The organism is Deltaproteobacteria bacterium, assembly GCA_026129095.1.
Classification (GTDB): domain Bacteria; phylum JAGRBM01; class JAGRBM01; order JAGRBM01; family JAHCIT01; genus JAHCIT01.
Map to the genome: position 1 here is coordinate 131,683 of JAHCIT010000002.1, position 25,830 is coordinate 157,512.

General features: G+C 61.1%; 27 protein-coding genes. 9 read left to right on the plus strand and 18 right to left on the minus strand.

What is annotated here, in order from left to right; all coding sequences use genetic code 11:
* Window positions 1-12 precede the first annotated feature (12 nt).
* From KIT79_03035 to KIT79_03050, 4 genes are all read right to left on the minus strand, one after another.
* Window positions 13-426 (minus strand): secondary thiamine-phosphate synthase enzyme YjbQ, encoded by a 414-nt coding sequence (locus KIT79_03035; protein MCW5828269.1) that lies wholly within the window; start codon window positions 424-426, stop codon window positions 13-15.
* 2 nt (window positions 427-428) lie between these two features.
* A complete protein-coding gene (locus KIT79_03040) occupies window positions 429-1,544 on the minus strand; it encodes a GGDEF domain-containing protein (protein MCW5828270.1) in 1,116 nt (371 codons plus the stop codon).
* A 30-nt stretch (window positions 1,545-1,574) separates the two neighbouring features.
* Window positions 1,575-1,919: a DUF3467 domain-containing protein gene (locus KIT79_03045; protein ID MCW5828271.1), complete on the minus strand. Its 345-nt coding sequence runs from the start codon at window positions 1,917-1,919 to the stop codon at window positions 1,575-1,577.
* Between the two features lie 86 nt (window positions 1,920-2,005).
* A complete protein-coding gene (locus tag KIT79_03050; protein ID MCW5828272.1) occupies window positions 2,006-2,956 on the minus strand; it encodes a cation transporter in 951 nt (316 codons plus the stop codon).
* Window positions 2,957-3,092: 136 nt separating this feature from the next.
* On the opposite strand from KIT79_03050, the gene KIT79_03055 reads away from it, so the two are divergent.
* Complete coding sequence (locus KIT79_03055) at window positions 3,093-3,842, plus strand: YebC/PmpR family DNA-binding transcriptional regulator (protein MCW5828273.1); 750 nt, start codon at window positions 3,093-3,095, stop codon at window positions 3,840-3,842.
* Between the two features lie 18 nt (window positions 3,843-3,860).
* Here KIT79_03055 and leuD read toward each other — a convergent pair whose 3' ends face one another.
* Both leuD and leuC read right to left on the minus strand, forming a co-directional pair.
* Window positions 3,861-4,469, minus strand: a complete 609-nt coding sequence (gene leuD / locus KIT79_03060) for a 3-isopropylmalate dehydratase small subunit (GenBank protein MCW5828274.1) — start codon at window positions 4,467-4,469, stop codon at window positions 3,861-3,863.
* 46 nt (window positions 4,470-4,515) lie between these two features.
* Window positions 4,516-5,925 carry a 3-isopropylmalate dehydratase large subunit gene (leuC, locus tag KIT79_03065; protein MCW5828275.1) on the minus strand — a complete coding sequence of 470 codons (1,410 nt, stop codon included), beginning with the start codon at window positions 5,923-5,925 and terminating at the stop codon, window positions 4,516-4,518.
* A gap of 100 nt (window positions 5,926-6,025) precedes the next feature.
* Here leuC and KIT79_03070 point away from each other — a divergent pair, with 100 nt between their 5' ends.
* Both KIT79_03070 and KIT79_03075 read left to right on the plus strand, forming a co-directional pair.
* Complete coding sequence (locus tag KIT79_03070; protein ID MCW5828276.1) at window positions 6,026-6,955, plus strand: LysR family transcriptional regulator; 930 nt, start codon at window positions 6,026-6,028, stop codon at window positions 6,953-6,955.
* 21 nt (window positions 6,956-6,976) lie between these two features.
* The gene (locus KIT79_03075) at window positions 6,977-7,543 is read left to right on the plus strand and encodes a TlpA family protein disulfide reductase (protein ID MCW5828277.1); all 567 of its coding nucleotides are present in this window, start codon (window positions 6,977-6,979) and stop codon (window positions 7,541-7,543) included.
* A 7-nt stretch (window positions 7,544-7,550) separates the two neighbouring features.
* On the opposite strand, the gene KIT79_03080 is transcribed toward KIT79_03075, so the two are convergent.
* Window positions 7,551-8,132: a 3'-5' exonuclease gene (locus KIT79_03080; GenBank protein ID MCW5828278.1), complete on the minus strand. Its 582-nt coding sequence runs from the start codon at window positions 8,130-8,132 to the stop codon at window positions 7,551-7,553.
* A 104-nt stretch (window positions 8,133-8,236) separates the two neighbouring features.
* On the opposite strand from KIT79_03080, the gene KIT79_03085 reads away from it, so the two are divergent.
* A complete protein-coding gene (locus KIT79_03085; GenBank protein MCW5828279.1) occupies window positions 8,237-9,337 on the plus strand; it encodes an alpha/beta hydrolase in 1,101 nt (366 codons plus the stop codon).
* 2 nt (window positions 9,338-9,339) lie between these two features.
* Here KIT79_03085 and KIT79_03090 read toward each other — a convergent pair whose 3' ends face one another.
* The 3 genes from KIT79_03090 to KIT79_03100 all read right to left on the minus strand — a co-directional run bounded on the left by KIT79_03090 (window position 9,340) and on the right by KIT79_03100 (window position 13,136).
* Complete coding sequence (locus KIT79_03090; GenBank protein ID MCW5828280.1) at window positions 9,340-10,062, minus strand: hypothetical protein; 723 nt, start codon at window positions 10,060-10,062, stop codon at window positions 9,340-9,342.
* Entirely contained in the window at window positions 10,059-12,275 is a 2,217-nt protein-coding gene (locus tag KIT79_03095; protein MCW5828281.1) for a hypothetical protein, read from the minus strand. The genes KIT79_03090 and KIT79_03095 overlap by 4 nt, the downstream gene beginning before the upstream one ends.
* Window positions 12,276-12,473: 198 nt before the next feature.
* The gene (locus tag KIT79_03100) at window positions 12,474-13,136 is read right to left on the minus strand and encodes a bifunctional precorrin-2 dehydrogenase/sirohydrochlorin ferrochelatase (protein ID MCW5828282.1); all 663 of its coding nucleotides are present in this window, start codon (window positions 13,134-13,136) and stop codon (window positions 12,474-12,476) included.
* A gap of 321 nt (window positions 13,137-13,457) precedes the next feature.
* On the opposite strand from KIT79_03100, the gene KIT79_03105 reads away from it, so the two are divergent.
* Complete coding sequence (locus tag KIT79_03105) at window positions 13,458-13,676, plus strand: hypothetical protein (protein ID MCW5828283.1); 219 nt, start codon at window positions 13,458-13,460, stop codon at window positions 13,674-13,676.
* 83 nt (window positions 13,677-13,759) lie between these two features.
* Here KIT79_03105 and KIT79_03110 read toward each other — a convergent pair whose 3' ends face one another.
* Window positions 13,760-14,653, minus strand: a complete 894-nt coding sequence (locus tag KIT79_03110) for an acyltransferase family protein (protein MCW5828284.1) — start codon at window positions 14,651-14,653, stop codon at window positions 13,760-13,762.
* 265 nt (window positions 14,654-14,918) lie between these two features.
* Here KIT79_03110 and KIT79_03115 point away from each other — a divergent pair, with 265 nt between their 5' ends.
* From KIT79_03115 to KIT79_03125, 3 genes are read left to right on the plus strand one after another with little or no spacing between them, the layout of a single operon-like run.
* Window positions 14,919-15,917 (plus strand): glutathione S-transferase family protein, encoded by a 999-nt coding sequence (locus KIT79_03115; protein MCW5828285.1) that lies wholly within the window; start codon window positions 14,919-14,921, stop codon window positions 15,915-15,917.
* Between the two features lie 3 nt (window positions 15,918-15,920).
* Complete coding sequence (locus KIT79_03120) at window positions 15,921-16,610, plus strand: glutathione S-transferase family protein (GenBank protein ID MCW5828286.1); 690 nt, start codon at window positions 15,921-15,923, stop codon at window positions 16,608-16,610.
* A gap of 42 nt (window positions 16,611-16,652) precedes the next feature.
* On the plus strand, window positions 16,653-17,267 hold the full coding sequence (locus KIT79_03125; protein ID MCW5828287.1) for a hypothetical protein: 615 nt from the start codon (window positions 16,653-16,655) through the stop codon (window positions 17,265-17,267).
* A 3-nt stretch (window positions 17,268-17,270) separates the two neighbouring features.
* On the opposite strand, the gene KIT79_03130 is transcribed toward KIT79_03125, so the two are convergent.
* Complete coding sequence (locus KIT79_03130) at window positions 17,271-17,690, minus strand: hypothetical protein (protein MCW5828288.1); 420 nt, start codon at window positions 17,688-17,690, stop codon at window positions 17,271-17,273.
* Window positions 17,691-17,806: 116 nt separating this feature from the next.
* On the opposite strand from KIT79_03130, the gene KIT79_03135 reads away from it, so the two are divergent.
* On the plus strand, window positions 17,807-18,700 hold the full coding sequence (locus tag KIT79_03135) for a nitronate monooxygenase (protein ID MCW5828289.1): 894 nt from the start codon (window positions 17,807-17,809) through the stop codon (window positions 18,698-18,700).
* On the opposite strand, the gene KIT79_03140 is transcribed toward KIT79_03135, so the two are convergent.
* From KIT79_03140 to KIT79_03165, 6 genes are all read right to left on the minus strand, one after another.
* On the minus strand, window positions 18,693-19,676 hold the full coding sequence (locus KIT79_03140) for an NAD-dependent epimerase/dehydratase family protein (GenBank protein MCW5828290.1): 984 nt from the start codon (window positions 19,674-19,676) through the stop codon (window positions 18,693-18,695). The two genes, KIT79_03135 and KIT79_03140, sit on opposite strands and share 8 nt — an antisense overlap.
* Entirely contained in the window at window positions 19,673-20,497 is an 825-nt protein-coding gene (locus KIT79_03145; GenBank protein MCW5828291.1) for a CPBP family intramembrane metalloprotease, read from the minus strand. Before KIT79_03145 ends, KIT79_03140 begins: the two co-directional genes overlap by 4 nt.
* Window positions 20,498-20,501: 4 nt before the next feature.
* Window positions 20,502-21,107, minus strand: a complete 606-nt coding sequence (locus tag KIT79_03150) for a hypothetical protein (GenBank protein ID MCW5828292.1) — start codon at window positions 21,105-21,107, stop codon at window positions 20,502-20,504.
* Window positions 21,104-22,639, minus strand: a complete 1,536-nt coding sequence (locus KIT79_03155; protein MCW5828293.1) for a GMC family oxidoreductase — start codon at window positions 22,637-22,639, stop codon at window positions 21,104-21,106. The genes KIT79_03150 and KIT79_03155 overlap by 4 nt, the downstream gene beginning before the upstream one ends.
* 2 nt (window positions 22,640-22,641) lie before the next feature.
* Window positions 22,642-23,376: a hypothetical protein gene (locus KIT79_03160; protein ID MCW5828294.1), complete on the minus strand. Its 735-nt coding sequence runs from the start codon at window positions 23,374-23,376 to the stop codon at window positions 22,642-22,644.
* A gap of 64 nt (window positions 23,377-23,440) precedes the next feature.
* A complete protein-coding gene (locus tag KIT79_03165; GenBank protein ID MCW5828295.1) occupies window positions 23,441-25,825 on the minus strand; it encodes a YfhO family protein in 2,385 nt (794 codons plus the stop codon).
* Window positions 25,826-25,830: the final 5 nt, after the last annotated feature.

The following is a 25,830-nucleotide window of genomic DNA, read 5'->3' on the forward strand; positions in this document are numbered from 1 at the left end:
CCGGGTTTCCCCTCACTCGCCCATGACCTTGACGATCACACGCTTTTTGCGCTGTCCATCAAACTCGGCGTAGTAAATCTGCTGCCAGGGTCCGAAATCGAGGTGGCCTTTGGTGATGGGGCATATCACCTGGTGATGGACAATCATGCTCTTGAGGTGTGCGTCAGCGTTATCCTCGCCTGTCTGGTGGTGATGGTAGTTAGGGCGGGCCGGGGCGAGCTGTTCGAGCCACGCGTCGATATCACGGATCAGGCCCGACTCGGCGTCGTTCACATACACACCGGCCGTGATGTGCATCGCTGACACCAGTACCATCCCCTCCTGGATGCCGCTTTTCGTGACGGCGGCCTGGACTTCATCGGTAATCAGCACATAGTCCCGCCGCTTTTTTGTCGTAAACCAGAGATATTCGGTATGAAATTTCATGATCAGTAACGCTCATTTTCCTCGCCGGGTTCCCGTTGCCCTGTCACCACACGGTTACGACCGGCATCCTTGGCAGCGTACATCGCCTTGTCAGCGACTTTCAGGAAAACGTCCTTGTTCTGTTCCGGGGTATACCGTTTCCGCACATGGTCGTGAAAGCTGGCCACGCCCATCGAGCAGGTGATGATGTTCGCGATCCTGAGCGGCGGGCCATAAGGTCCCTCGGATGCCAGAAACACGTTCTTCTCAATGGTTTCCCGGAGACGCTCGCAGGCGGCCACCACATCTGCCAGTTCCTGCTGCGCGAAGATCATGACAAATTCATCACCGCCGTACCGCGCCAGTACAGCCCCCGGCATGGCCAGGGTGTGCCGCATGAGGTAGCCGATCTCCTTCAGGACCATTGATCCGGCCATATGGCCATGCGTGTCGTTCACCTCCTTGAAATGGTCCAGATCCATGAATACCAGGCAGAGGGGCTGGCCCGTACTGGTGGCATCGATGATGTCGCGGGTCAGCTGGCCATGGAAAAACCGGTCATTGTAAAGACCCGTCAACGGATCCCGGTGCGCCATGTCGCGGAGTTTTTCAGCATCCAGGGCATTCATGAGCACCGATGCCATGTAGTCCGCAAAGATTGCGATGAGCTTCAGTTCCCGTTCGGTAAATGGCGCTTCTCCGGGCCGCTTCCGGAGAATCAGCGCACCACAGACGGATTTTTCTATCGCCACCGGCACACCGATCACGGCAGCCTGTGTCGCCTCATCAACACCAAGGAAGGGAACTGTCTCGAGATAAATCTTGCCGGGGATACCGGTATACGCGGGCTCGGACGATCCCGGCAGCGTAAGGTAGGCGCCGACACCAATGGATGCGATCACCACGAGATCGTTTTCACGCCGGTCCGACTGCTTGGTGATCGGATTATCCAGATAGAGGGCCGCACTCACGCAAGGAACGAATGCCACCGCCCGTGACAGGACATCCTCCAGCACCGAATCGACTGGCACTTCAGGCGGGATATCCATGGTCCGGCGGCTCCGGTCCAGAAACACCCGGAGCTTGATCCGCGGGAGCGCCCCGACCGTATAGCCGTCAGCTCTCCGAGTGATCGGCATCGCCCGCTCCCTCAGCCTTCAGAAAGAGCCTCAGTTCACCGTGCCGTCGGCCTTGACCATCGGAATCGGTGTCGTATTGAGTACATCGGCTTCAATCTTTCCGAAACGGGATTCGTAACGGGACACAGATTCGCCGAGAGCCTTCAGGAACCGCTTGGCCTGCCGTGGATTGACAATCACCCGGCTCCGGACCGTTGCCGAATTGATTCCCTCTGCGCCGGGCGCCTGCGGTTGCATGAAGCAGAAATCGAACACAAATTCGTTCTCGGCTGCGTTCACGAGTGTCAGGTTGGCATAAACGCCATTGATCAGTTCATTCGGACAGTGAATCTGCAGGCGGATTCCATCACCCTGCTTCGCCGGTGAATCAGTCATCTGGTTACCTTCCTTGGCTTCCCTCAATAGAGCCCTACCAACCTAACGAACCCCTGCACCGCCGGGCAAATAGACGCGGTCCAGGCCTATTGCCCCTCTGGTTCCACATGGACCGTCACGTCACGCACGCCGTGACAACGATCCCGAATGGAGTCCGTCACCTGATGGCTGAGTACGTGCGCCTCGGCAATCGTGAGGGCAGGAGATACCTGGATACTGAGGTCCACAAATATCTTTCCGGGGATTCCACGTGAACGGATATCGCTGCAACCGAGGATGCCCGGTACAGCAGCAGCAGCTTCATGCACCTTCTCCGGATCCAGCAGGGCCCGGTCTGCAAGATAGTCAGCATTGGTCTTGATGATCCGGATCCCCACCCAGAATATCCAGCCGGCCACAAAGAGGCCCACGGCCGGATCGGCCCATGTGATTCCGGCATAGCCAAGACCTATCGACCCGATCACCCCCAGGGTTACGGCAAGGTCACTCGCCGTGTGGGCGGAGTCCGACAGGAGAAACGGGCTCTGCAGTTCCCGGCCCCGGAGCCGCTCATACCACGCCACGAACAGGTTGACGGCGAAGGTGCCGGCCATGACCGCTATCACCGCCCCGGAGGGATCGGGCGGCTTGAGATCGCCAGTCAGGCGCCCGTAGACTTCGTAAGTGACAGAAGCGGCCGTTGCGAGAAGAAACAGCCCCACACCGGCGGATGCGACCACTTCCAGCTTCTCATGCCCGTAGGGATGCTCCTCATCCGGCGGGCGGGAGGCCAGATAGATGCTTACAAGTCCGATGATGTTGGAGAGTCCATCGGCCAGCGAGTGCAGTCCGTCCGCATAGACGGCCACGAGACCAGTCCAGTAGCCATACGCAATCTTCAGCCCTGAAACGAGGAGATTGAGTGCCAGCGTCATCCACAGCACATAAGCGACCTGCCGACGAACCCCCGCCGGACGGTCATTCGGAACCTCGCTGGGTTTCACGGAAAGCACGATAGGTATCCACCGGTAATGTCCCGGCAGGATAGAACCGGTCAAGCCCCGCGAGCCCCCGTCTTGACGCTCCGACCATGGACGCTATAAGAGGCGGGCTTGCCTTCGGGGATGCCGCACGGCAGCTCCCGGGGGCGCCCGCTGAATATACAGAAAAAGCCCGTTATATCGGGAGGTTGCCATGTCCGGTCACAATAAATGGAGCAAGATCAAGCACAAGAAAGGCGCCGCTGACGCCAAAAAGGGCAAGATCTACACAAAGCTCATCAAGGAACTCACCATCGCCGCCAAGCTCGGCGGAGGCGATCCTGATGGAAATCCGCGCCTCCGGACCGCCATCGCGGCTGCTCGTGCCGAGAACATGCCGAACGACAACGTCGACCGCGCCATCAAGAAGGGCACTGGCGAACTGGAGGGGGTCTCCTACGAGGAGTTCACCCTGGAAGGCTATGGTCCGAACGGGGTTGGCATCATGCTCGACATCCTGACCGACAACCGCAACCGCGCAGTGGCCGAAGTCCGCTCAACTCTCACGAAGAACGGCGGCAACATGGGTGCCGATGGATCAGTCTCCTGGAATTTCGAGAAAAAGGGCATGTTCATCATCGAGAAGGGCGGCCTCACCGAAGACAAGATCATGGAGGCCGCCATTGATGCCGGCCTGGAAGACATTTCCGACGACGGGGACTCTTTCACGCTGACCTGTCCGCCGGAAGCATTCGCCGACGTGAAAGACGCGCTCGACAAGCTGAACGTCAAATACATCAGCGCCGAGGTGGCTCGCGTGGGCAAGACCACCGTCGATCTCAAGGGTGGAGACGTTGGCAAGATGGTTAAGCTCCTCGAAAAGATCGAGGATATCGACGACGTCCAGAAGGTCCACCACAATGCGGACATGGACGAAGCAGAGCTGGAAAAGCTGGCGAGCTAACGTCCCCTTACTGCACGGTTACGCGAACCTGTTCACATAAGGCAGCTTCGCGGCTGTCTTGGCGGTCTCCTCTGTGCCTTCCAGCAGGAACCCGATGGGATCCCACTCGCCCCGCACCAGCGATTCGCGGGCGCCCGGCTTGATCTGGAGCGGGAACTTCTCCGCGCCGGCATGAACCTCGCCAGCCTCGAGATCAATCGTAATCCCGACACCAGGATCATTCCCGATCATCCGGCCCAGCTTCTCGATATGAGCAATATCCAGGGAAACACAAGGCATCCCGAGCGTCGTGGCATTTCCAAAGAATATCTCCGCGAAATTCGCCGCGATCACGGCCCGGAACCCGTGCTTGCGGATCGCTTGGGGAGCGTGTTCACGGGACGACCCGCATCCGAAGTTCCGGCCGGAAATGAGCACCGTCGCCCCTTCAAACCGGGCATCATTCAGCGGGTGGTCCTTCTTCCGGCCATCTTCATGATGGCGAACATCATAGAAAAGATACTGCCCGAGTCCGTCAAAGGTGACGCACTTCATGAACCGGGCCGGGATGATCCGGTCGGTATCGATGTCGTCTCCCGGCACATAAACGCCGCGCCCTGTGATTTTTGTGACCTTCTCCAGTGACATGATTTCGTGGTCCTCTTTCGTCTGCTGTTTTCCGGTCCGGCTTCGCTCAGATGCCGAACACCTCGCGCGCATCGGTGATCTGGCCCCGGATGGCGGCGGCTGCCACCATCACCGGACTCATCAGAACCGTACGGCCCGTGGGACTTCCCTGGCGACCCTTGAAGTTCCGGTTCGATGAAGACGCGCACAGTTCACGCCCGGACAGCTTGTCCGGATTCATGGCAAGACACATCGAGCAGCCGGGCTCGCGCCACTCGAAACCCGCTTCCTCAAACACCTTCGGCAACCCCTCGGCCTGTGCCGCCCGGTTCACTTCCATGGAGCCCGGCACGGCGAGCGCCCGGACACCGGGAGATACTTTCCGGCCCCTGATCAGTCTGGCCACCTCGCGAAAGTCACTGATACGGGCATTCGTGCAGCTCCCGATAAAGGCCACATTCACCTTGACGCCTTCGATCGGCTGGCCGCCCTCAAGCTGCATGTATTCCAGCGCCTCGCGGACCGAGGCCTTTTCCGCTTCGGAACCCGCCGCCTCGACGCTGGGCACTGTCTCCTTGACCGAAATTGCCTGTCCGGGATTGATGCCCCAGGTAACCGTAGGAGCAATATCAGCCGCGTTAAAGTCAACGACGTCGTCATAGGATGCGTCGCGGTCAGAGGCGAGCGACTTCCACCAGGCTACCGCCGCATCCCATGCCGCTCCGGCTGGCGCATATTTACGGCCCTTCAGGTAGTCGAACGTCTTCTGGTCGGGGTTCACGTAGCCCACCCGCGCACCGCCCTCGATCGACATGTTGCAGATCGTCATGCGCTCTTCCATCGACAGGCCATCAATGGTGGAACCGCCGTACTCGTAGGCGTAGCCAGTACCGCCGTTCACGCCCAGCTTGCGGATGATGTGGAGAATGATGTCCTTGGCATATACGCCTGGACCCAGTTTCCCGTTCACGTTGATCCGGCGGACTTTCAGCGGAGCCAAACTCAGCGTCTGTGTCGCCAGGACATCGCGGACCTGCGTCGTCCCGATGCCGAAGGCGATGGCGCCGAACGCCCCGTGCGTGGAAGTGTGCGAATCGCCGCAGGCAATGGTCATGCCCGGCTGGGTCAGCCCCAGTTCCGGGCCAATGACATGGACAATCCCCTGCTGTCCGGATGTATCGTCAAAGAATGGAATCCCGAAGTCGTCGCATGCCTGCTTCAACGCGACGATCATTCCTTCGGCCAGCGAGTCCTTGTACGGGCGGGAACGGGTATCGGTCGGAATGATGTGATCCACGGTAGCGAAGGTGCGGTCCGGCATCGCCACCTTCAGCTTGAGATCGCGCATCATCCCGAATGCCTGCGGACTTGTGACCTCATGGATCAGATGAAGTCCGATGAACAGTTGCACCTGACCGCCCGGCAGCTCGCGGACGGCGTGCGCCTCCCACACTTTCTGAAACAGGTTTCTGCCCATAACGGTCTGCTCCCTGCGCATTGCGCCTCTGGATTATGCTCATCCCTGTCATTTAATTAAAATGAAAGTTTCTCTCCATTATGTTAAGAATACCTTATATATGGACCCATCCCTCATACCGGCACTTCACGACGTTCTGGCTGTGGCCCGGCTCCGATCGGCCGGAGCGGCGGCCCGGCAGCAGCACAAGACGCCGTCTGCCATCAGCCAGCAGATACGGCGCGTGGAAACACACTTCGGCATCAGGCTCTTTGAGCGCGAAGGCCGGGGACTGAAACTTTCGCCCGCCGGGGAAAGCGCCCTGGCATCACTCACCCGGCTATTCGACGAAGCGGATGCCGCTTTCGGCGTTCTCTCCTCACTGGCCGGCACTCCAACAGTGACCGTCCGGATCGCCATCAGCGATTACCTGGGAAATGCCCTTCTCGTACCGGTTCTCCGGCACATGAACCTGGCCCGGAGCCCCCTGCGGTTCGAAATCACCACCGCGCATTCCCCCGAAGCCCTGAACCGGGTTTCGGCGGGCGAGGCGGATATCGCCATTGTAACGACAACTGCCGAACGGCCGGGACTTTCTTCCACGCTGCTGTTCAGCCAGCCGTTTTACTGGATTCTTTCCAGGACTGGCGGAACAGATATCGCCGCCAGACTCAGGACAGAACCCCTGCTCCGACTGGCACGTGGCAGCGTGGGCAGAACCGTTCTCGATCACCTGCTTGAATCGGAACGAATCGCACCGGTATCGACTGTCGACGTACCGAGTGTTTCCCTGCTTATTTCCTATGCAAGTGCAGGGGTCGGCCTTGGCATTGCTCCGGCGGTCGCCCTGTTCGAAACAGACTCCCGGAAGCTGAGCCTGATCAGGGCGGATACCCCTCCGTTACCGGTCCGGCTTGTTATTCGGGACCGGTACCAGCCAGTACGTGCGGTAGCGGACATGCTGGACTGTCTCCTTGATGAAGGGCGACGGGCATCCCGAACGGTAGGGAAGCTGGAAAAACCTTTCACGACAGGTGGCAGGAAGAAATAGCGGGGATTCCGGACGGACAAAATGCCAGAAGACACCCAGCAGGATTCACCCGAGCCGCAACGCAGGCGCCTGAGATCTGTCGTGGAGACGGCGCTATGGGTAGCGGCCATTGTCGCGGTCTACCTGTGGAGCCAGGGAAATATCGCACCCGCCGTCCAGGCCGGCGAGGAAGCACCGGACTTCTCGCTTGTCTCGACAGAGGGCCGCCCATACCGCCTTTCAGACTACCGGGGCCGGGTTGTCGTGCTGAACTTCTGGGCGACCTGGTGCGGCCCTTGCCGTCAGGAACTGCCCACCCTGAGCAGCATGCACGTGGCAATGGAAAAGGACGGTATCATCGTGATGGCCGTCGCCCTGGATTCGGCGGCGGATGATGTCCGGCAGATGGCCGGCGAACTCAAGTTGCACATGCCGGTGCTTTTCAATGACGGCGAAACCGGCAAGAAGTTCGGCATCCGGGGGTTTCCGACCACGTTCATCATCGGTACGGATGGCCGGGTGAGCAAGGTTTTCACGGGCTATACGACCGAGTGGTCACTCAAGCGGGCAGTAAAAGCAGCTCTCGAAGCGCGGACCGGGAAGGCCTGATCCCCTTTTATTGCGGCGCTTCGCCTTTCCGGATCCGCTCTGCCTCGGCAAGCATGTTCCTGAAAACATCGGCCTGCTCGCGGGCATCGTCCAGCGCGTTATGCGTATGCGGCTGCTGGCTCTGGATGCGCTTGGGAAGACGGCTCTTCTTGGTGTCGTCCCAGGTGGCTTCCTTTTGCGTGCTCCGGATGCCGAACCAGAACGCCTTGGCGTCCAGCGCCGTGTATCCAAAGGGACATCGCCCCAGGTATTTGAGAAAATAGTAGTTCACGAACTGCCAGTCGAAAGGCGCGTTAAATGCCACCAGCAGCAGATCGTCATCCACGCTCCGGCGCCGGGCCAGAAGCCACTTTTCAAATGCCTCCATGGCGGCTGCGGGTTCCGTTCCCTCCTTCTCGAAATGCGAGAAGGGAACTCCCACAACTTTCATCGAGTCGGGATTCTGGAGCGGGCTTGCCGGCTTGAGCTCGATGTAGAACTCGTCGCCCGATTCTATCTCCACCGCACCGATGGAAAGGAGCGAGTAGTCCGGCGTGAAGGTGCCGGCGGCTTCGATATCCACGGAAATATAACGGTAGGCTTTAGGCATGCCCGGCGGGTACTACCACAGAATACAATTCATTGCGCCGATGGCTTTTCATGTCGCACCAATAAGGATACGATTGTTCCTATACCGAGTCCTGGAGGACGGCCATGTCCGAAGCACTTGAACCATCCCGCCCCGCCTCAATGATTATCCGGGGCATCGACCAGCTCATGCATGTGGCAGCCCTCCAGACAATCGGCCGGATGGGCCGAAGGCTTCCACCGGAAGAGAAAGTCCGGCTCATCCGCAACGTCCCGTATGTCAACGACGGCAAGCGGTCACATCTGCTCGACGTCTGGCTTCCGGCCCCCTACCCGGGCCTCAGCCCGATGGTGATCTACATCCACGGCGGCGGTTTCGCGGTAGGTTCCAAGGATACGCACCGGATCGCAGGCCGCCAGTTCGCCCGGCGGGGCTGCGTCACGTTCATGCTGAACTACCGGCTGGCCCCCAAGCACCCCTATCCCTCCAGCCTGGAGGACGTCTGCCGGGGCGTGATCTGGGCATGGGAACATGCCCATCACTATGGTGCTGATCCGTCGCGGGTCATCATTGCCGGTGAATCGGCGGGCGGGAATCTCACCACCATGATGGCACTCATCAACAGCTTCAGGCGCCATGAGCCATTCGCCCGCGAGGTGTTCGACCGGAACATCCCGGTCAAAGGCGTCATCCCCTGGTGCGGATGGTACTATCTCAGCGACCATCAGGTGTATGCCGAGCATCGTGTCGTCCGGTATTTCCTGCCGCTGCTGAAATACCTCTCCAGCATCTATGCCGGTCTTCCTCCGGAAGCCGAATCGATCCGGATGGATCCCCTCACGCACCCGCTGGAAATCCTCGCCAGCAAGCGGGAACCGGACCGGCCGCTTCCGCCGTTCTTCATCCCGATCGGAACGAACGATCCGCTTTTCTTCGACTCCAAGCGGCTCCGCGACCTGCTGGTTGACCGGGATATTCCGGTCAAATGGAAGGTCTATCCGGGCGAACACCACGGGTTCCATGTGATGCCATTCATGCCGCGGTTCCGCGAATGCTGGCACGATGTCAGCGAGTTTCTGGATGAACTGGGCGTCCGCGACAGCATCAAGCCCAATGCAGTCGCCGGTGCCACGGCAGCAGCCAGCCGAAAGCAGGGCAGCAAACACAGCCGGTCGCGCCGGAAAAGCCGGGGTGGACTGCTGGGCGATTTCGTCTCACCGACCTGACGCTATCCCCTGAAGCGCAGTTCCACGCCGAACGAGAACCGGTAGCCCGAGAGATCCAGGCCGCGGCCGCCGAAATTGTCGATCCAGTCGTATCTGGCGGCCCCAAACAGGTAGATATGCTCGAATCCGTCTGCCCGCAGGGACCGGCGGGCGCGCTGGTCAAGATCGATTACGTCAACAAACAGTCCGGCACCGGCCCATGCGCCGAACTTCACGCCCGTGATGGAGCCGGTGTTTACGTGGCCAAAGTCATCGTGAAACACCGTCATCGCCGGGCCGCCTTCGGCAAAGGGAACCAGAAACTGGTCCCGCCAGAACTGGCCCCGGAGCCGGAGCCCCGCCTGCATGGGGAACAGGAACAGGCGCTCCTTGTTCAGGGTGCGAACCGTGGGATTCGATCCCGGCGCTCCAACCGGGATGCCATCGGGCTGACGGGTCGCCCAGGTGTTTGCAGACTGGAGGGCGAAACCGGCGGCAAACGTGCCGTCCACCCTGGGAAGAAGATTCACGCCGAACTGGAGAAATCCGCCGTGGGTGTTGTCGCCAAAAAACTTCCGGAAGTTGTCTTCACGCACACGAAGCAGCGTGTAGCCGGTCCCAAACCAGTACAACGCCTTTGACTCGGCCTGCGATTCGCCAAACACCTGAGCCGTGGCGGACGAAGGCCACGCAACAATCACCATGGCAAAGACCAATGCGCCCATGAAGCCGAAACCGCGCATCATGAGCCGGGCCTTTTCCGCCACCGCCAGCCGGTTGCAAGCAAAATCATCGCCAGAAACAGCGGGCGCGTGTAGTCAGCGGATCCGCTGGCCACCGGTCCAGATGACCCCATCGAACAGCCGTTTTCACCCAGAATGTCGAAAAGGCCGATGCCAGCGTCGGGCATCCCCTCCCCCTGGCTAGCGGTCTCGGAAATGTTGCGTGCGCGATCCAGCGAGTACACGTCGAATGTGTACGTTACGAGGTTGGTCAGCCCGCCAACCTGGAAACTCGAAGCACCGGCCGCCACTTCGATAAACCGGGATTCCGGGATAAACTGGTTCGGGCGCTCCGCAATAACCGTCTCGCTGCCTCCATCCCGGGTGGTCACCCGCCGCTCGGGATCTTCCGGTTCCGGATAACCCGCCGCGAAGCTCTCGATCGTCGTCCCATCATCCCGTTCCTCCAGCGTCTTGCGGAACACGACCCGGTACTCGCCCACACCGGACGATACTCCCGTTTCATTGTCACGCGGATCCACGCCGGGCGTGATACTGACAATCAGCACCCGGTCTGCACCGCCAACCGATCTGACTGCCGGCGGTCCCGGCCGGAGGGAATCAACCGGCAGCCGGACCAGACGGCGTCCGTAGTTCCCCAGCGAATCACGGGCCTCGGCCAGAACCTGCACGATTTCATTGGCCCCCGGCGGAATAATCCCCTTTGTAATGAGTTCATTTGTCGTGACATTGAATGCCGGACTGAGTCCGTTGGTGGCGCTGCTGGCAGCAAGAGTTTCAAACAGGAGCGTATCATCAATCCGGCCCTTGGCGCGCACATTGGACGTGCTCTCGTCGGAAGCGAGCGTAATCCGGGTAGTCAGCACCGCGAGTCCTTCGGGATCCTCCGTGTTTCCGGACAGGGCTGCCGGTACGGCGGAGCCGGACTCGAAATAGGGATTGCTGGTAAAAACCGATACCAGGCTGGCGCCGCCTCCGGCGCTATAGTTCGGCACGAACAGGTAACCCGCATCAAACCCCAGCTGGAGCGGAATCCCCGCCGACGCGATGGCCGTGGGCACTGACGCGGCGCCAGCAATGGCGTACTCGATATTGTTCCCGGTGGCCGGTGTCTCCGGCGTATCAATACGAAGCGAGCAGTCGGGTGGAGCCGTGGCATCACTGGAATCGATCGCCAGCAGCCGGATCATCTGCACACCAGATGCTCCACCCCGTGCATTCAGCACCGCCAGATAGGGATCTCCCGACGTGGCCGGATCAATGAAGGCATGAGCCGCCACATTGGATGTGGTCGAACCGGTCAGGGGAATGCTGTTCTGGTTGATACCGTTGACAGCGCAAAGGGGATTGATAACCACGGGCGAACCTGAATCCCAAATGGAGTCCGTCGTATCCAGCGCGAGAACACGGTGATTCTCGTCGTCCACATAAAGCAGCACGTCATCTTCGGACGGATGCGGAATGACCGCCCGGCCACGGCCGAGCGAGCCGATCACCAGACCGGTCCGGTTTACCGTGGTACCGTTGTCGGAGAGCCGCGTGACGACTCCGTTCTCGCATCCGACGTAAGTGAAATCTCCCTGCCGTGTCATCGACAAAGGAACCTGGAGATTTGCCGGCGTGGCCGTATTTCCGCATACCCGCACGTCACCGCTGCCGGTAACCGAACCTTGAGTAAAGGAAATCCGGACCGGAATGCTCAGGCTGACATCGATCTTCGATACCGTCCCTTCGTAGTTGAGCACCCATAAACGGTTGCCTTCCACCAGCATGGAGATGGGCCTGGGCGTGGATGTGCTGCCGAACCGCCCGGAAGGGCCGCCACTGATGGTGGAGTGGGACTTCGGCTTCCCGTTGTCTGTGTCCAGCTCCAGAACCGTGATGGTCTGGTTGCCGTGATTGGCGACATAGGCCCGGTTGCCGCTGATGGTAATGGCGACCGGATCATTGACGTTACCGATGGACTCGGAAGTGGTGGAATCTTTCCATTCGAACGTATCGAAAACGTACAACGCGCCGGGAGTGCCACGAAATGCCGCCAGCAGCCACCGTGCACCGGGTATCTGGGCAAGCGCGAATGGCTGGACAAGGCCGGCGGGGCCCGACAGGAATATTTTCTCTTTATCCGGAGCGGCACCTGCCACCCCGGCGGCAATCAGGACCGTCGCAATGGCAACCTGGACAGCAGGACTGAACCGTATGAATAGTGGTGGCAAGCGCATCAAACCTAGCGGCATCCGGAAAGGTTTCAAATAGCACCGGACGGCTTTAACCGCTTTTCATCCAGAGTTCACGGCCAGTTCAGTGCGAACCGGCCATCAAGGGGAGGTTCTCTGGTTATTCCGAGTTCCCTTCGTTTTCCTCCTCCAAACGGTTCCCCCGCTCCCCAAGGGGAGCGGGGGAACCTCTTTGGGCTAGCAGAGTCCCTTCAGGAGCCTGTCAACCGGAGCCGATGGCCCCAGCGCTGACCTGAGAATCCTTGCCGCCCCAGTCCGGCGGCGGCCAATCACTTCCTTTTCCAGACGCCGCGATACCAATGCCCGGAACGCAGCCGCGTTCTGCTCCTGCGCCAAACCCCGCCCGAGTTGCCACCGGCGGACCCGTTCAAGGAGCCTTACATACCGTTCAAATCCCTCGGGAAGAAGCTGCTCTATCTCCACACGGATGCGCCGGGCGAGTGCCGGCGAGGCGCCCCCGGTCGAGAAGGCGATCTGGACCGGTCCGCGGACGACCGATGACGGGACGTGAAATGCGCTCGTTTCCGGATGCGTGGCGCTTTGTGCGGGGATGTTCCGCCGGGTTGCGGATTCCAGGATGACAGCATTCACGGCCAGATCGTCCGTGCAGGCGAAGGCAAGCCTGGTTCCGGCGAGATCAGCCGGACGGAAGCGCCTCTTGCGCCAGACGATCTTTCCACTCGTGGCCAGGGCCCGGAGCGGAACCGAAGCTTCCGGAGCGACCAGCCGGACGTTAGCACCAGCCCTGACCAGCAGCCTCACCTTGCGGAGCGCTACCGGACCGCCGCCAGCGACCATTACCGGCCAGCCGTCAATCTGGAGAAAAACAGGATATAACAAGCACTGTTCCCGTCCGGGTGTATTTGCAGTTCTTCCGGAACCGCCCAGCGGTACCGTCCCGCCTCTAACGGTCAATCTCCGTTGACACCTATTAAATAGTTCCCGGTTCACAACCAACGGGGCTTCCGTCACACAGGAAGCCTAAATCATGGAAAACAGGTAATAAAACCCATGTGACGAACCACACACGGATGCGCTTCCGTGTTGGCACAGCGGGTGCAACCTGCAATTGAAGCTTCACATCGCCCGGCAACGCAGCGTGACCGAGATTACAGGATGCCGGGAAATGGCTGAAGACTTACCGAACGGGAGATTGCCATCATGTCTACTGCAACGCTGGCGCTCAACGAACCACTCCGGCTGGCCGCCATGGCCGTGCTTACCGGACGCGACAACCAGCATACACACCGCGTCATACGCGAGGCACGCCCCGCCGTGGAGAATCTCCGGACGAGGGATCCCGCAACCTATCAACTGGTCAAGAAAGCAATCATCGAGATGATCAAGCGGGGCGTGAAGCCGAAACGGCCCCGCTCCTGAACGGATACCGGTTCCTTCCTCGTTCCTCTTCTCTCGCCCCCGCCGGCCGTATCCCGTCAAGACGGGTGCGGCCGGCGGCCTTTTCAGGCCGCGAGCACGTTCTGCACGGTTTCGGCGGCAGCAGCGAGGAACCGGTCGGCCCGGCGTGTGATGAGCCGCCGGAACTTTTTCTGCCGGATTTCACGGATACGCAGGCCATAGGCGATCAGTTTTTCTGTCTCGCCTTTGACCTCGGCATGGAGCCTGCGGACGATCTCCGGGTCATCGGCTGCCTCGGGACCGTAACCCAGGTAAATCGGCCAGCCGATGTGATAGGTGAGCTGTCTGGGTATCGGCAGCCCCCCGATACCGGCATATAACGGCATCACGTATTTTTCGTTGCCGTACCGCTTGGTGATATAGCGGCCAAGCGGCGTCTTCAGCATCTGTTCGTGGTCGGCAATCTGCCAGAACAGGTCATCAATACCGATGCAGGCAACCGGGATGATGGGTTTGCCGGCACGGAGCGCTACCTTGATAAATCCGTAGTGGCCGTCCCAGCGAAGCTGGTACTTTTCCTTCGTGCTGCGGATCGTCTCCTTTGCGCCGCCCGGATAGACCAGCACGAGCTTGTCCTTCTGGAGCATCCGGATCGCCTGCTGAGGCTCGCCTTCCAGAACCCCCATCATGGCTGCGCCAAACCGGTAACCCGGCGTCTGGAAAATCACGCGGTCAGCCAGCGCACGCACGAAACGGTGCTTCTGCTCCCAGATCGCCTTGACCAGAAACGGTGCGTCCATCCCGAACGGGCCGTGGTTTCCCACCATCAGGGCGCCGGTATGCTCCGGCAGGTTGTCAGCCCCTTCGAGCTTCACCCGCAGATAGCGCGCCATGGGCTCCAGATTCCTGAGCGACCGGCGGAAATCGTCCATGTCGATCTTCTCGACGAAACCGTGCTGCTTGCCGTAGAGCTGGGGAAATACCTGTTCGAGCCTCATGATGCCTCCTTCGGTCCGAAGTGAAGCTCCTGGCGCTGGATGGGAATTGCGCGTAGGGCTTTGAGTTGTCCAAGAGACGCTGCCAACTGCCGGTCCCGTCCCCCTTGCCGGGAGTCCGGGCCAAATGGCGGCTAACACCACGTCCGGGCGTATTGTGCCCATTCCGGAAGGTCGTTGCAACGATTTTCGACCAAAACAGGCTGTTTGAATGCAGGTGACAGCTATATGCTTAACTAGCCCCCGGCGGAAGGAGCCAAAAGAGATCATGGCAGAGAGCTACAGGATTTTCGGCGTCGAGATGTCGCCCTATTCGGTCAAGGTGAGATCCTACTTCCGGTACAAGGGGATTCCGCACGAATGGGTCGTCCGGGGCATAAAGGAGATGCCCGAATTCCAGAAATACGCGAAACTGCCGCTGGTTCCGCTGGTCGTCTCCGGCACCGGAGAGGCCATGCAGGATTCAACACCGATCATCGAGACATTCGAGAAGAAATACCCAGACCCGTCCATCACGCCGTCCGACCCCACTCTCGCATTCCTGTCGGCGCTTATCGAGGAATATGCCGACGAATGGGGCAACAAGCCGATGTTCCATTACCGCTGGACCTACGAAGCAGACCAGAAATCCGGGGCGGAGCGGATCTTTCTTGAAAACATGCCCGGTGCAGCGGGAGCGGCCCTCGACCAGGGGCGGCAGATGATCATGCAGCGGATGGTTCCACGGCTGAAGTTCGTGGGCTCCAACCCGGTCACGCTGCCGATGATCGAGGACTCTTTCAAGCGGACCTGCCGGATACTCGAACGGCATCTTTCCGGGCGCGACTTCCTGATGGGCGGACGGCCGGTGATGGCGGACTTCGGTCTCTATGCACAGATCTATGAATGCTCCACCGATCCCACGCCGGGAGTGTGGATGAAGGCAAACGCTCCCCAGACCCTTGCCTGGATCCAGCGCATGCTCAGCCCCAGGGCGACGGGAGAACTGGAAACGCCAAAAGCGCTGGAACCCACACTGGAGCCCCTGCTCCGGGAAGAAATCGGAGCACTGTTCCTGCCCTGGTCAGCGGCCAATGCGAAGGCCGTCGCAGCAGGCAGCAAGGAGTTTTCGATGGAGCTGGCCGGAAAGCCCTGGGTTCAGGAGCCCCAGAAATACGCCGCCAAATCGCTCGGCGTCATCCGGCAAAAGTACCAGATGACCGCCGGAAAGGATCTGCTCGACCCCCTGCTTGAACGGACAGGATGCCTCCCGTGGCTGAAGGGCTGATCGATGCCGGATGTCACCTACTACGGACACTGGATATGCCCGTTCGCCAAGCGGGTGAAGTTCGTGCTGGCGAACCGGGGAATAGAGCACGATGAGATCATCGTCCCGCCGCAGGCGGTCCGTCCAAAGGGAATGACCCTGCCGCCGGAGTTTCTGCAGTGGAGCCCCAGGCGCGAAATCCCCATGATCCGGTACAAGGGCCATTACCTGACGGACTCCATTCCGATCATGGAGTTTCTGGAACGCGAGATCGCGGAAAACCCCATGCTGCCCGCCGACCCAGTGGCGCGTGCGGCCGTGATGGAACGCGTACGGTGGCTCGATCTTAATCTCATGCTGTCGGCGGTGCGTGTCTATTACGGAATTACTCCGGAAGGGATCGCCACCGGATCGAGGGATCTGGCCGCCGCCTTCGCGCAGATGGAAACGTGGCTCACCGGACAGAAATGGCTCTGCGGCAGCGAGCCCACACTGGCGGAAGCCATCGCCATCCCCATTTACGTCCGTCTGAATGGCCTGCGCCGGCTGGGGTTCAGCTGGGACGGTCCTGGCCCCGAACTGGCACGTCACATACGGCAGTGCGAAATGCTTCGGGGCTGGACTGCCGTTGCGTGGACGGGGGAGCAAGAAGATGAATTCACCGGCAGATTCCTCAAATACCGGGAGATCAAGAACCGCCCTCCGGCTGTATAGCCCCTCGCCCGGCCGAACCCCATCAATCATACTCCCGGTGCAATGGACGATTCCCTGGCGAAACATCAGAAGACCGAGGGTGTGATCGAACTCCGTCTACATGACGTGAACCAGCTCTTCAATTCGATGGATCCGTCGCCGTTCACCGACAAGGATCTCGACGACAAAGCCGAGGCGTTCATTGTCGAATGGGCCGAGGATTTCCCCTCCGACATGCCCCTGCGCCTGCTTGTCCATATTGAACGGCCGGTGACAGATCTCTCCGCGCCGGGACAGACTGCCGAGGCGATCCACCGGTATTTCAGCTACCGGGTGGAACGGAACCGCCGCAAGCTGCGCCAGTTCCTGAAGCAGGGCCGGCTGAGCCTGCTCGTGGGGCTGTCATTTCTCGTGGGGTGCCTGCTCGCCTCTGACCTGATCCAGCACACCTGGCATGGCACGGCGGCGACCATTTTCGCCGAGAGCCTCACCATCGGCGGCTGGGTGGCCATGTGGCGGCCACTGGAGATTTTCCTTTACGACTGGTGGCCCATCCGCCGGACCGGAAAGGTGTACCAGAAACTGAGCGAGATGGACGTGCAGATACAGATTCACACCGATCTCGAAATCCCCAGCCCCGCCGTCGTGGCCCAGGTAACGGCAGCCCGGAGCGGCTGACAATCAGCCCGGCGGGGGGCCTGTCCGGCGGCTGTCCTTCCAGTTCATCCAGAGAATGAACCCGGCCACGGAAGCAACAAGCAGTGCCACTACCGGTGCGGGCAGGTCGGCACTGGAATCATAGAAGCGCGACTGGCGATAGTGGACCATCCAGTAATCCCACCGGAACAGGATGACGGCAATGTTCAGCGAACCCAGAACAACTGTCTCGATCCGGATAATTTCGTGAAGCCGCTCCGGCTGGCGGCGATGAGCGGTAATACCACTCATGAACACCCCATACGCGGCAATTCCCACCACAACCGCCGTCAGCCAGTCACCGGACATGAAGCAAAGCGGAAAAATCCATATTACCGCGCCAAGCGTGCCACCAAGCGCTCCAATGATCTGGCTCCGTCCAGGAGGTGGGTAAGCCTTCGTCATGGGTTTCAGTTTATCACAGTTCCACTCCGGACACTGGCCAGTTAGCGGCACCGTGCTACTGTCCCGGCGGCCCGGAGCCTCGAAGACACATGGAAGGCCCGGGACCGGAGGCTCCAATGAAAGTTGAAACCGAAATCACACGAATGCTTGGAATGCAGGTTCCGATCATTGGTGCGCCGATGTTTCTTGTTTCGCGTGTGGAGCTGGTCGCCGCCGTGACCAACGCCGGCGGGCTTGGAGCCTTCCCGAGCCTCAACTACCGGACGCACGAGGAGTTCCGGCAGGCCCTTTCCGAGATCAAGGCAAAGGTCGGCAACAAGCCGTTCGGCGTGAACCTGATCGTGAAGGGGATGGGGCCACTGGAAAATCCGCGGCTGTTCCAGGACATGGACGCCTGTATCGAGGAAAAAGTCGCGCTCATCATCACAAGCCTCGGCAACCCGGCCCAGGTCGTGGAAAAGGCCCGGAAGGTGGGAACGCGGGTCTTTTGCGATGTGATCAATCTCAAGCACGCCATGAAGGTAAAGGACGCGGGAGCTGACGCACTGATTGCGGTCACCGCCGGTGCCGGCGGCCACGCGGGGGCGATTTCGCCACTGGTGCTGGTGCCCTACCTCAGGGAGAAAACCGGTCTTCCCGTCGTCGCTGCGGGTGGTATTGCGACCGGCGCGCAGATCGCCGCCGCACTGGCCCTCGGAGCCGGAGCGGCTTACGTCGGAACGCGCTTCATTGCCACTCCCGAATCCGATGCCCCACAGGAGTTCAAGGAGATGATCATCGCCTGCGGTCCGGATGACATTATCTATTCCAACAAGGTCAGCGGCGTCTGGGGAAACTTTCTCAAGCCCTCATACGACGCGAACTTCGGCAAGGGAAACGCCTGGAAAGATGTCTGGTCCGCAGGGCAGAACGTGGGCCTCATCGACGACATCAGCCCGGCAGGCGAGGTTGTAAGCCGAATGATGCGCGAATACGCCGCTGCAGTAAAACAGGTTCCGCTTCCTACCTGACAGTTCGCCACCACTGGACCGTGCGGTCGAGGGCCTCGTTCAGCCCGGTTTCCGGCTGGTAACCGAAGTGGCGCCCGGCCTTGGCGGAAACGAACCACAGATCCCGCTGCGGAACGCTTGTCCGGTACCGGGTCAGTGGCGGGGCCTCCTTGCGGCCGAGACGGGACCAGACCGCCTCGAAACCGTCGCTGAGCCGGTCGGCGAACCATCCCGGTACCGACGCCGTGGGCACCGGAGCACCCACGCGCAAGGCGATCCGCGCCATGAGATCACGCCAGCGGACCGGTTCCGCATCGCCTAGGATATAGGTTTCCCCTGCCGCGCGTTCCGACAGCGCCGCCTGGACCATCCCGCGTGCGAGGTTCCCCGCATAGGCCGTGGTAATAAGCGCATCGCCGCGGTTGATATGGACATAGAGCCCGGACTTCAGGGCCTTCACCAGCGGAAGAAATGATGTGCGGTCCCGCTCGCCAAAGGGAAAGACGCCGGGCCGTATCACGGTCACCGGCTGGCCATTCCGCACAGCTTCCCTGCAAATATCTTCCGCTAGTATCTTCGATCGCCGGTAGGGATTCCCACCCGGCTCGCGGGGCGTCGTCTCGTCGGCCATGCGCCATCCGGTGTAGGGATGCACCGCGAGCGAACTCATCATGACCGTTCGCTGGGAGCCTGTCACACGGGCGGCGTCGAGCACATTCCTCGTCCCGCCCACATTCACCCGCTCAAAGAGATTCCATTCACCCCAGTCGCTCACCAGCGCAGCCAGGTGAAAAACCAGATCCATCCCTTCGCAGGCATCGAGGACATCATCCGGCCTCGTCAGGTCGCCCGGATGCCATTCGACCGGGAGACCCGCGAGGTTCTCCCTTACCGCCTGCGGCAGGTCGAACACCCGGACGTCGATTCCCGCATCCAGCAGGGCCCGGACCAGATGACTCCCGATGAAGCCGGCCCCGCCGGTGACTACCGCTTTCATTTTTTCTTTCTGGATCGTGCGGTCTTCTGCTTCACCGCTTTTTCCGGTTTCGGGGGCGGTGGCTGACGTTCACCGGCGGTCACGCCGAAAGGATTGCGGCCGCTCTCACGAGCAGCGAAATAGTCGGTCAGTATTCCCAGTTCCCAGTGCAGGAGCATCGGGTAAATCCAGGACCGCGTCGTCCGGGCAAGCCATGAAAAGGCAATGCCGCCCGGAATGGCCCCAAAAGTCTCGGCAGCCGGTTTTCCCAGATGCGCAACCGTCGAAAGCGCCGTCTGGAACCAGACAGCGGCGTCCTTGCCGTACGCCTCTTCCATCGGGGCCTCAAGAAAACCCCGGAAAAAGCTTTCCCATGCCGTGTAGTAGAGGCCCTCGGATATCTCCCACAACACGAAATCGCCCGCATCGGCCGCCGCCGAAGGCGGCAGGGGGTACTCTTCCTGGATGGCGGCATCCTTCGCGCCTGCCCGTGCGATCGCATACACAAGAGGCATGCCGATTGCCGTCAGCGGCAAACCGATCCACCAGCGTCCGAACCCGCTCCGCACCGCAGATGGCCATTGCCGGTTCACTGCCACATTGAGCAGTTGCGGCACCACAAAAAGCAGCGTGTAGGCGGCGAGGTTCTGGTAAAGCTCCGGAGCGAGACGGCGGACCCTTTCATCCGTCAGCAGCGGATCGATGTGCCGGGCGAGATATTTCCGGTAAAACCATCGCTGGCCCGGGTACAGGTAGATCGTGAGGAGTACTGTCCCGGCGGCCATGTTCCGGCGGGCGCGGGCCTCGGCACGGGCGCGGCGGCTCGGAAAGAGTTTCAGCACGGGATCACCCCGCCCTCGCCACCGGCAGATCGAGCGGTTCCACCGAACCCGAATTTGCCAGGATCACCTGCTGTGGCCAGCGGGACATGACCTCGGTTCTGATGCGCGGCCAGGTTTCCGCATAGAACCGGCGCGTGGCTTCCAGTTCCAGGGGAGCACGCGACTGGATCTCGCCGGCAATGCGCCGCTCCACCATCCCCCTGATACCGGGAAGCGGGAGCTTCACATCCAGTTCCAGCCGCGACACCCGGGCGCTGGAATGGGGACCGCGCGGAACGATCTCAAACCGGCTTCGATAGACAAAACGGTCCCCCAGCGGATCGGTAACGATGTCATAGCCGCCCGCATGGGCACTCCGGTCATACCACATGGTCTGCGTCGAGCGGCCCACCTCGCGGCCAATCAGCCTGGCGAGCCACGATGGAATAGCGACTTCTGACCGGTACAGGAACACGCGGTGAAACGCATGGCCATTGTCGGTCCATGACACAATCTGGCGTCCGCCATGCCCGTGGGCCCGGTCGATCGCCCGCTCATGCTCCTCACAGGCGAAGCCGTATTCCTGCTCCTCGCGCGGCAGCGGAAATTCGTGATCGAACTCGAAGATCATGCCGCCCTCCGGAGCTTGCCCCACTCGGTCAGGATGAAATCGGCCTGGCGCGTGACCAGCATCATGATCGTTTCCTGGGGGTTCAGGCCCACCGGGGTTGGCACTATGGAACCATCGGCAATGAACAGGTTTTTCACGTCCCAGGTCTCGCCCGTGGGACCGACAACGCCCCACCGCGGGTCGGCTGCCATCCGGCAGGTGCTCATCGCATGAACGGTAAGCAGTTCCACATCCTCGGGCCTGATGCCGGTCTGGTAGATGCGGTTGATGTCGTCGGCGCTGTCAATCCAGGGCAGGCCGTGGATGGGCAGGTATACCCGCCTCGCCCCTGAGGCGAACAGCATCTCCGAGCAAAGGGCCATTCCTCTCAGAACGCGGCCGAACCCGGCAGGATCAATCTGGTAGGTCATGAGCGCTGATCCCATCGGTCCTGGCCTGACACGCCCTGTGGTGGTGTCTTCCACCAGCACGCCGGAAATCACCATGCGGTTGATGTTCTCAAGGAACTCCAGCATGGCATCCCCCACGAACGGCATGCTCATGGCGAGAAGCGCGGGGGGAACAAAGACCGCGGCGAAGATCAGCCCCTCGTCCAGAAACTCATGGACCTGCACCGCCTGATGAACACCCTTCCATCCATAGATATCGCGGTCCATGACAGCCACGACCTTGGCATTCGGATGACAGGTAAAGTTGAGGCCGACCTGCCCGGACGAGTTGCAGATGCCCTGCCGCTGGAGGATGACCGGTGTCTGCGTTGCTCCGGCCGCCAGCACCGTCGTCCGGGCCCGGACATTGACCGGAAAGCGCGGGCGGCCCGTGACTGGATCAATGGCAACGGCCCGGAACCCCACCGCCGTTCCCTTTTCGATCCAGATGCTGCTTACCTTCGTGTCGGCGAGAATGGTCGCACCCCGGCTCATGGCCCTCGGGAGATAGCTCACCGTCATCGCCTGCTTGCCGCCCGATGGGCAGCCGAAGGCGCAGTTGTTGGTGCCGGTACAGTGAAGCTGGTTCCGCGTATTCCACTGGGTCCGGTAGCCGAGGCGGTCCGCACCCTTCTTCAGCGCCATATCGTGCGCGCTGATGGTGTCCGGATCCTGCCGGGCCACGTTGATGCTCTTTTCGACCCGCTCGAAATATCCTGCCGTATCCGCCGCACTGAAACCCCGGAGGCCCAATTCCAGATGCCAGCGGCGGAGAACACGTTCCGGAGTCCGCCAGCACATGCCCCCATTGATTACGGTGGACCCGCCCACGCACCGGCCTTCGGCAAAGATGACGTTGGGCTTGCCGACGATGACCGACGTGCCTGCATCGCGGTAGAACTTGCGCACCATTTCCGGTGCATTGGCACTGATCTCGGCCGTTGGGTGGTAGCTGCCCTCTTCCAGCACTACTACCTTGAGCCCGCCCTCGGCCAGTTCGGCGGCCATGACGGCACCGCCAGCACCGGAACCGCAGATGGCGACATCCGCCTCGATTTCGAGCGGTCCGTGCACGTGCCGGGATTCGAGCAGCCGTCCGGGCATGACTAGTTCCCCGTTCCCATCTGTGCCGCAGCTTCCTGCGCGGCCAGATTCGCCGCGGCCCGTTCAGCCGCACGGCGGGCGGCGGCTATCTCGATCTCCGAAGCCCGTGTCCATGCCGCCCGGAAATCGACAAGCGTGCTGTCGGCTTTCAGATGCTCGTCATACTGCCCCCGGATCGTCACGCCTTCGGGACCGCCCGGAAGCGCCGCAATCTCCCTCAGATCGGGAACCCGCAGCCCCCACCGGCTCACCCGCTCGGCCACTTTCTGGTCCACCCAGTCCTGCGGAAAATAGTCGAGATGGCGGGTGATCTCAGGGTGCGAGTAGAACCCGAGCAGGATCAGCGACCGGAGCCCCTTTACCGCCTCGCGGATCAGGAAAACCGGGCTCTCGCCCAGAGACTTCAGGTGCCGCTCGCCCGCTTCCGGGGACATGAGCGTCAGAGGCCGGACGCAGGTAAGGAATCCCGACCAGCTGATCAGGCGCAAGCCCACTGGAAAAACCAGCGCCACATGGCGGGGGAGAAAGGCGATGAACTGATCTACAAAGCCGGCCAGTTCCGTCTCTGCATCGAACTGGAAACGGATTTTCTTGGGCATCAGGGCGCGAACCAGGGCACGCACGATCGTCTGGCTGCCTCTGCCCAGATGGCGGCACTGATAACCGGCCGGAACCAGCCGCCCGGCCACGCTTTCGGCCCTCTGGCTCGTCTGCGCTGTCTCTTCAGCCGCTTTCACGCCCACCGGGCACCCCCGTCAGTCGGTGAAACCCTAAGAGAATACAGCCAACTGGTCAAGTGGTTTAACCAGTTAGCCGATAAGCGATCTCAACCCTCCGGTGAATCGCAAGTCCGAACAGCCACGAAACCCACAGGCACCAAGCTATGGCGCCCATCCAGAATCCAAGTGCAACCGCGTCTGGCTCATAGGAAAACACGATTTCGTGCCTTCCTTCCGGAACCTGGACAGCCGGGAAAAGCCCCCAGGCCAGCCGCACCGGCACCGGCTTGCCACCCAGATAGGCTTTCCACCCCTTCGAATGTGCCCGCCGGTAGACCACCCACCGCGGAGCGGGATCGTCCTTCTCGATCACGACACGCTCGTGCCGCCAGTCCGTCACCCGGCAGTTCTGCGCGGCGGCTGGCGGGCCACCTTCAAACTGATTACCGGACGTGCCCGTTTCCCCACCCACAAACAGGGCGACCGTTTCCGGCGAGAAATCCGCCGACCGGGCCCGCTCGACCAGCGACCCGAAATCCGCAACGGTTTCCGACCTTGCGGGGCAGATCACCGGCTGCGCCGGCCACGGAGCGCGATAAACCTGCAGGCCACTCAATGTTGCCTTGCCCAGGGGAGTCCACCCTGTTTCACTCATTCGCCCCAGCGCACGCGACGTCATGAAACCCACGCCAAGCAGGCGGTACAGGTCGAATTCCGGAAGGGCCTGCTTCAGCCGGTAAAGTCCCAGGTGGTATGAGTTTTCCGACGGCCCATCGGGAGTAACATAACCCAGCGCCCCCGCAATGGCGCTCTCCATCGTCTCCCACGCAAGATACATCCGGACGAGAAACTCCTTGCGAAGCTCGCGCCGGTATCCGCCTTCAGGGGCACTTCCGGCCATCACATAGGTATCGACAGATGCCCGGTCCGTCACATGCGCGACCGGTCCCTGCCGGTGAGGACCCAGTCCGAACAGGTGGACCACCGGAGGAGCGTCCCTCAGCAGCCGTGCGTCCATCGTCATCATGGGGCCCCGGCTGGCTGACACCGTATCGGCCAGGACAAGCGCCACCAGAAGGCCCATCAGCCGCTCGCCCCCCAGGACCGGCCGCAGCCACAACACCAGTGCTGTCAGCAGGCACACGGCCAGAGCACCCTGCGAAGTACTGGAAACGTGGAAACGTCCGGGAAAAAAGTGTTTCTGGTCCCCCAGCGCAACCAGCCAGTCTCCCAGTGACGTGAGCCATAATCCTGCGGGGATCATCGCTCCCGCCAGCAGGCAGATGATCGTCCCGCCGCGGCGGCCTGCCGCAAGCCCTTCAGTGGCAATTGCCCACGCGGCAGCCAGTGCAAATGATGGAACGATCAGCAGGCGCTCCGGGTACCGGAACAACCGCCACCCTGGCAGGTAATCATACAGCCACCGGTAAAAGGGCAAATGCTGTCCCATGGCCACCAGAAACCCGGCTGCCGCCAGGCCGGTCCAGAACCACAGATCCCGGCGGCGTGTCCCTGTAATCAGGGCCCCCATCACAAACGGAATCGTTGCGAAGCCCATGTAGGCGGAGTCGGTATAGAACCCGCCCGCAAAGGGCCCGTCCGGGCGTTCGGCCCAGAAGGTCAGGTCACCGATGGAGCGGCCAAACAGGTTGGGAGCAAAAAGTTCCAGAAGCCTCAGGGGATGAAAACTCCAGGCGATCGCCTGCGGCAGGCCCTGCATTCTTGACCGTGCGGATTCAGCGGCAAAATCGAGCATCGGCAGAAGGACCGGCAGGTACAGAACGAACGGGAACAGGGCGAGGGCCGCCAGTGTGCCCGCGGCCCGCAACGGCTTGCCCCGCCATCTCCAGAGCACCACTGGACCCGACGCCGCCAATGCGAGAACCAGCGTCTGCGGATCGCCGCCGTAGAGCATGAGAGAGCATGCCGCCACCGCCAGCGGCAGTCCGAACCGGCCGCCACCGAGATGCGTGTTCAGCGCCCAGGCAAACCCCGGCAGCCACGCATGGGCATACAGCATCTGGTGAGCGGTGGTCTCCATGGAGACATATCCGCACGTCACGTAGACAATCGCTCCGCCCACGGCGGCCAGCCCCGGCAACTTCAGCGACCGCAGGAATCCGTACATCAGTATCTGGGCGAGCAGATAGTGGGCGGCGACAATCAGCGTCGTCATCATACGGTAGTCATAGTCCAGCGCAAGCAGCCAGTGGGGCGGATAGAGCACGCCGCTCACCGGATCCGCCAGATAGGGAATCCCCATGTAGAGGTACGGATTCCACAGCGGCAGCTCACCGGCCTGGAGCCGGTGATGGAGGATCGCCCGGATCGGGAGATAGTTGTGAAAATTATCCCGTGAAAAAAGTATCCGGTACGGTTTGTACAGGTCCAGGCAGTGGAGCAGATGGGACAGCAGGATGACCAGAATGTCCCGGATCAGGGCAGCTCTTGCGCGAATCCAGTCCACAGGGA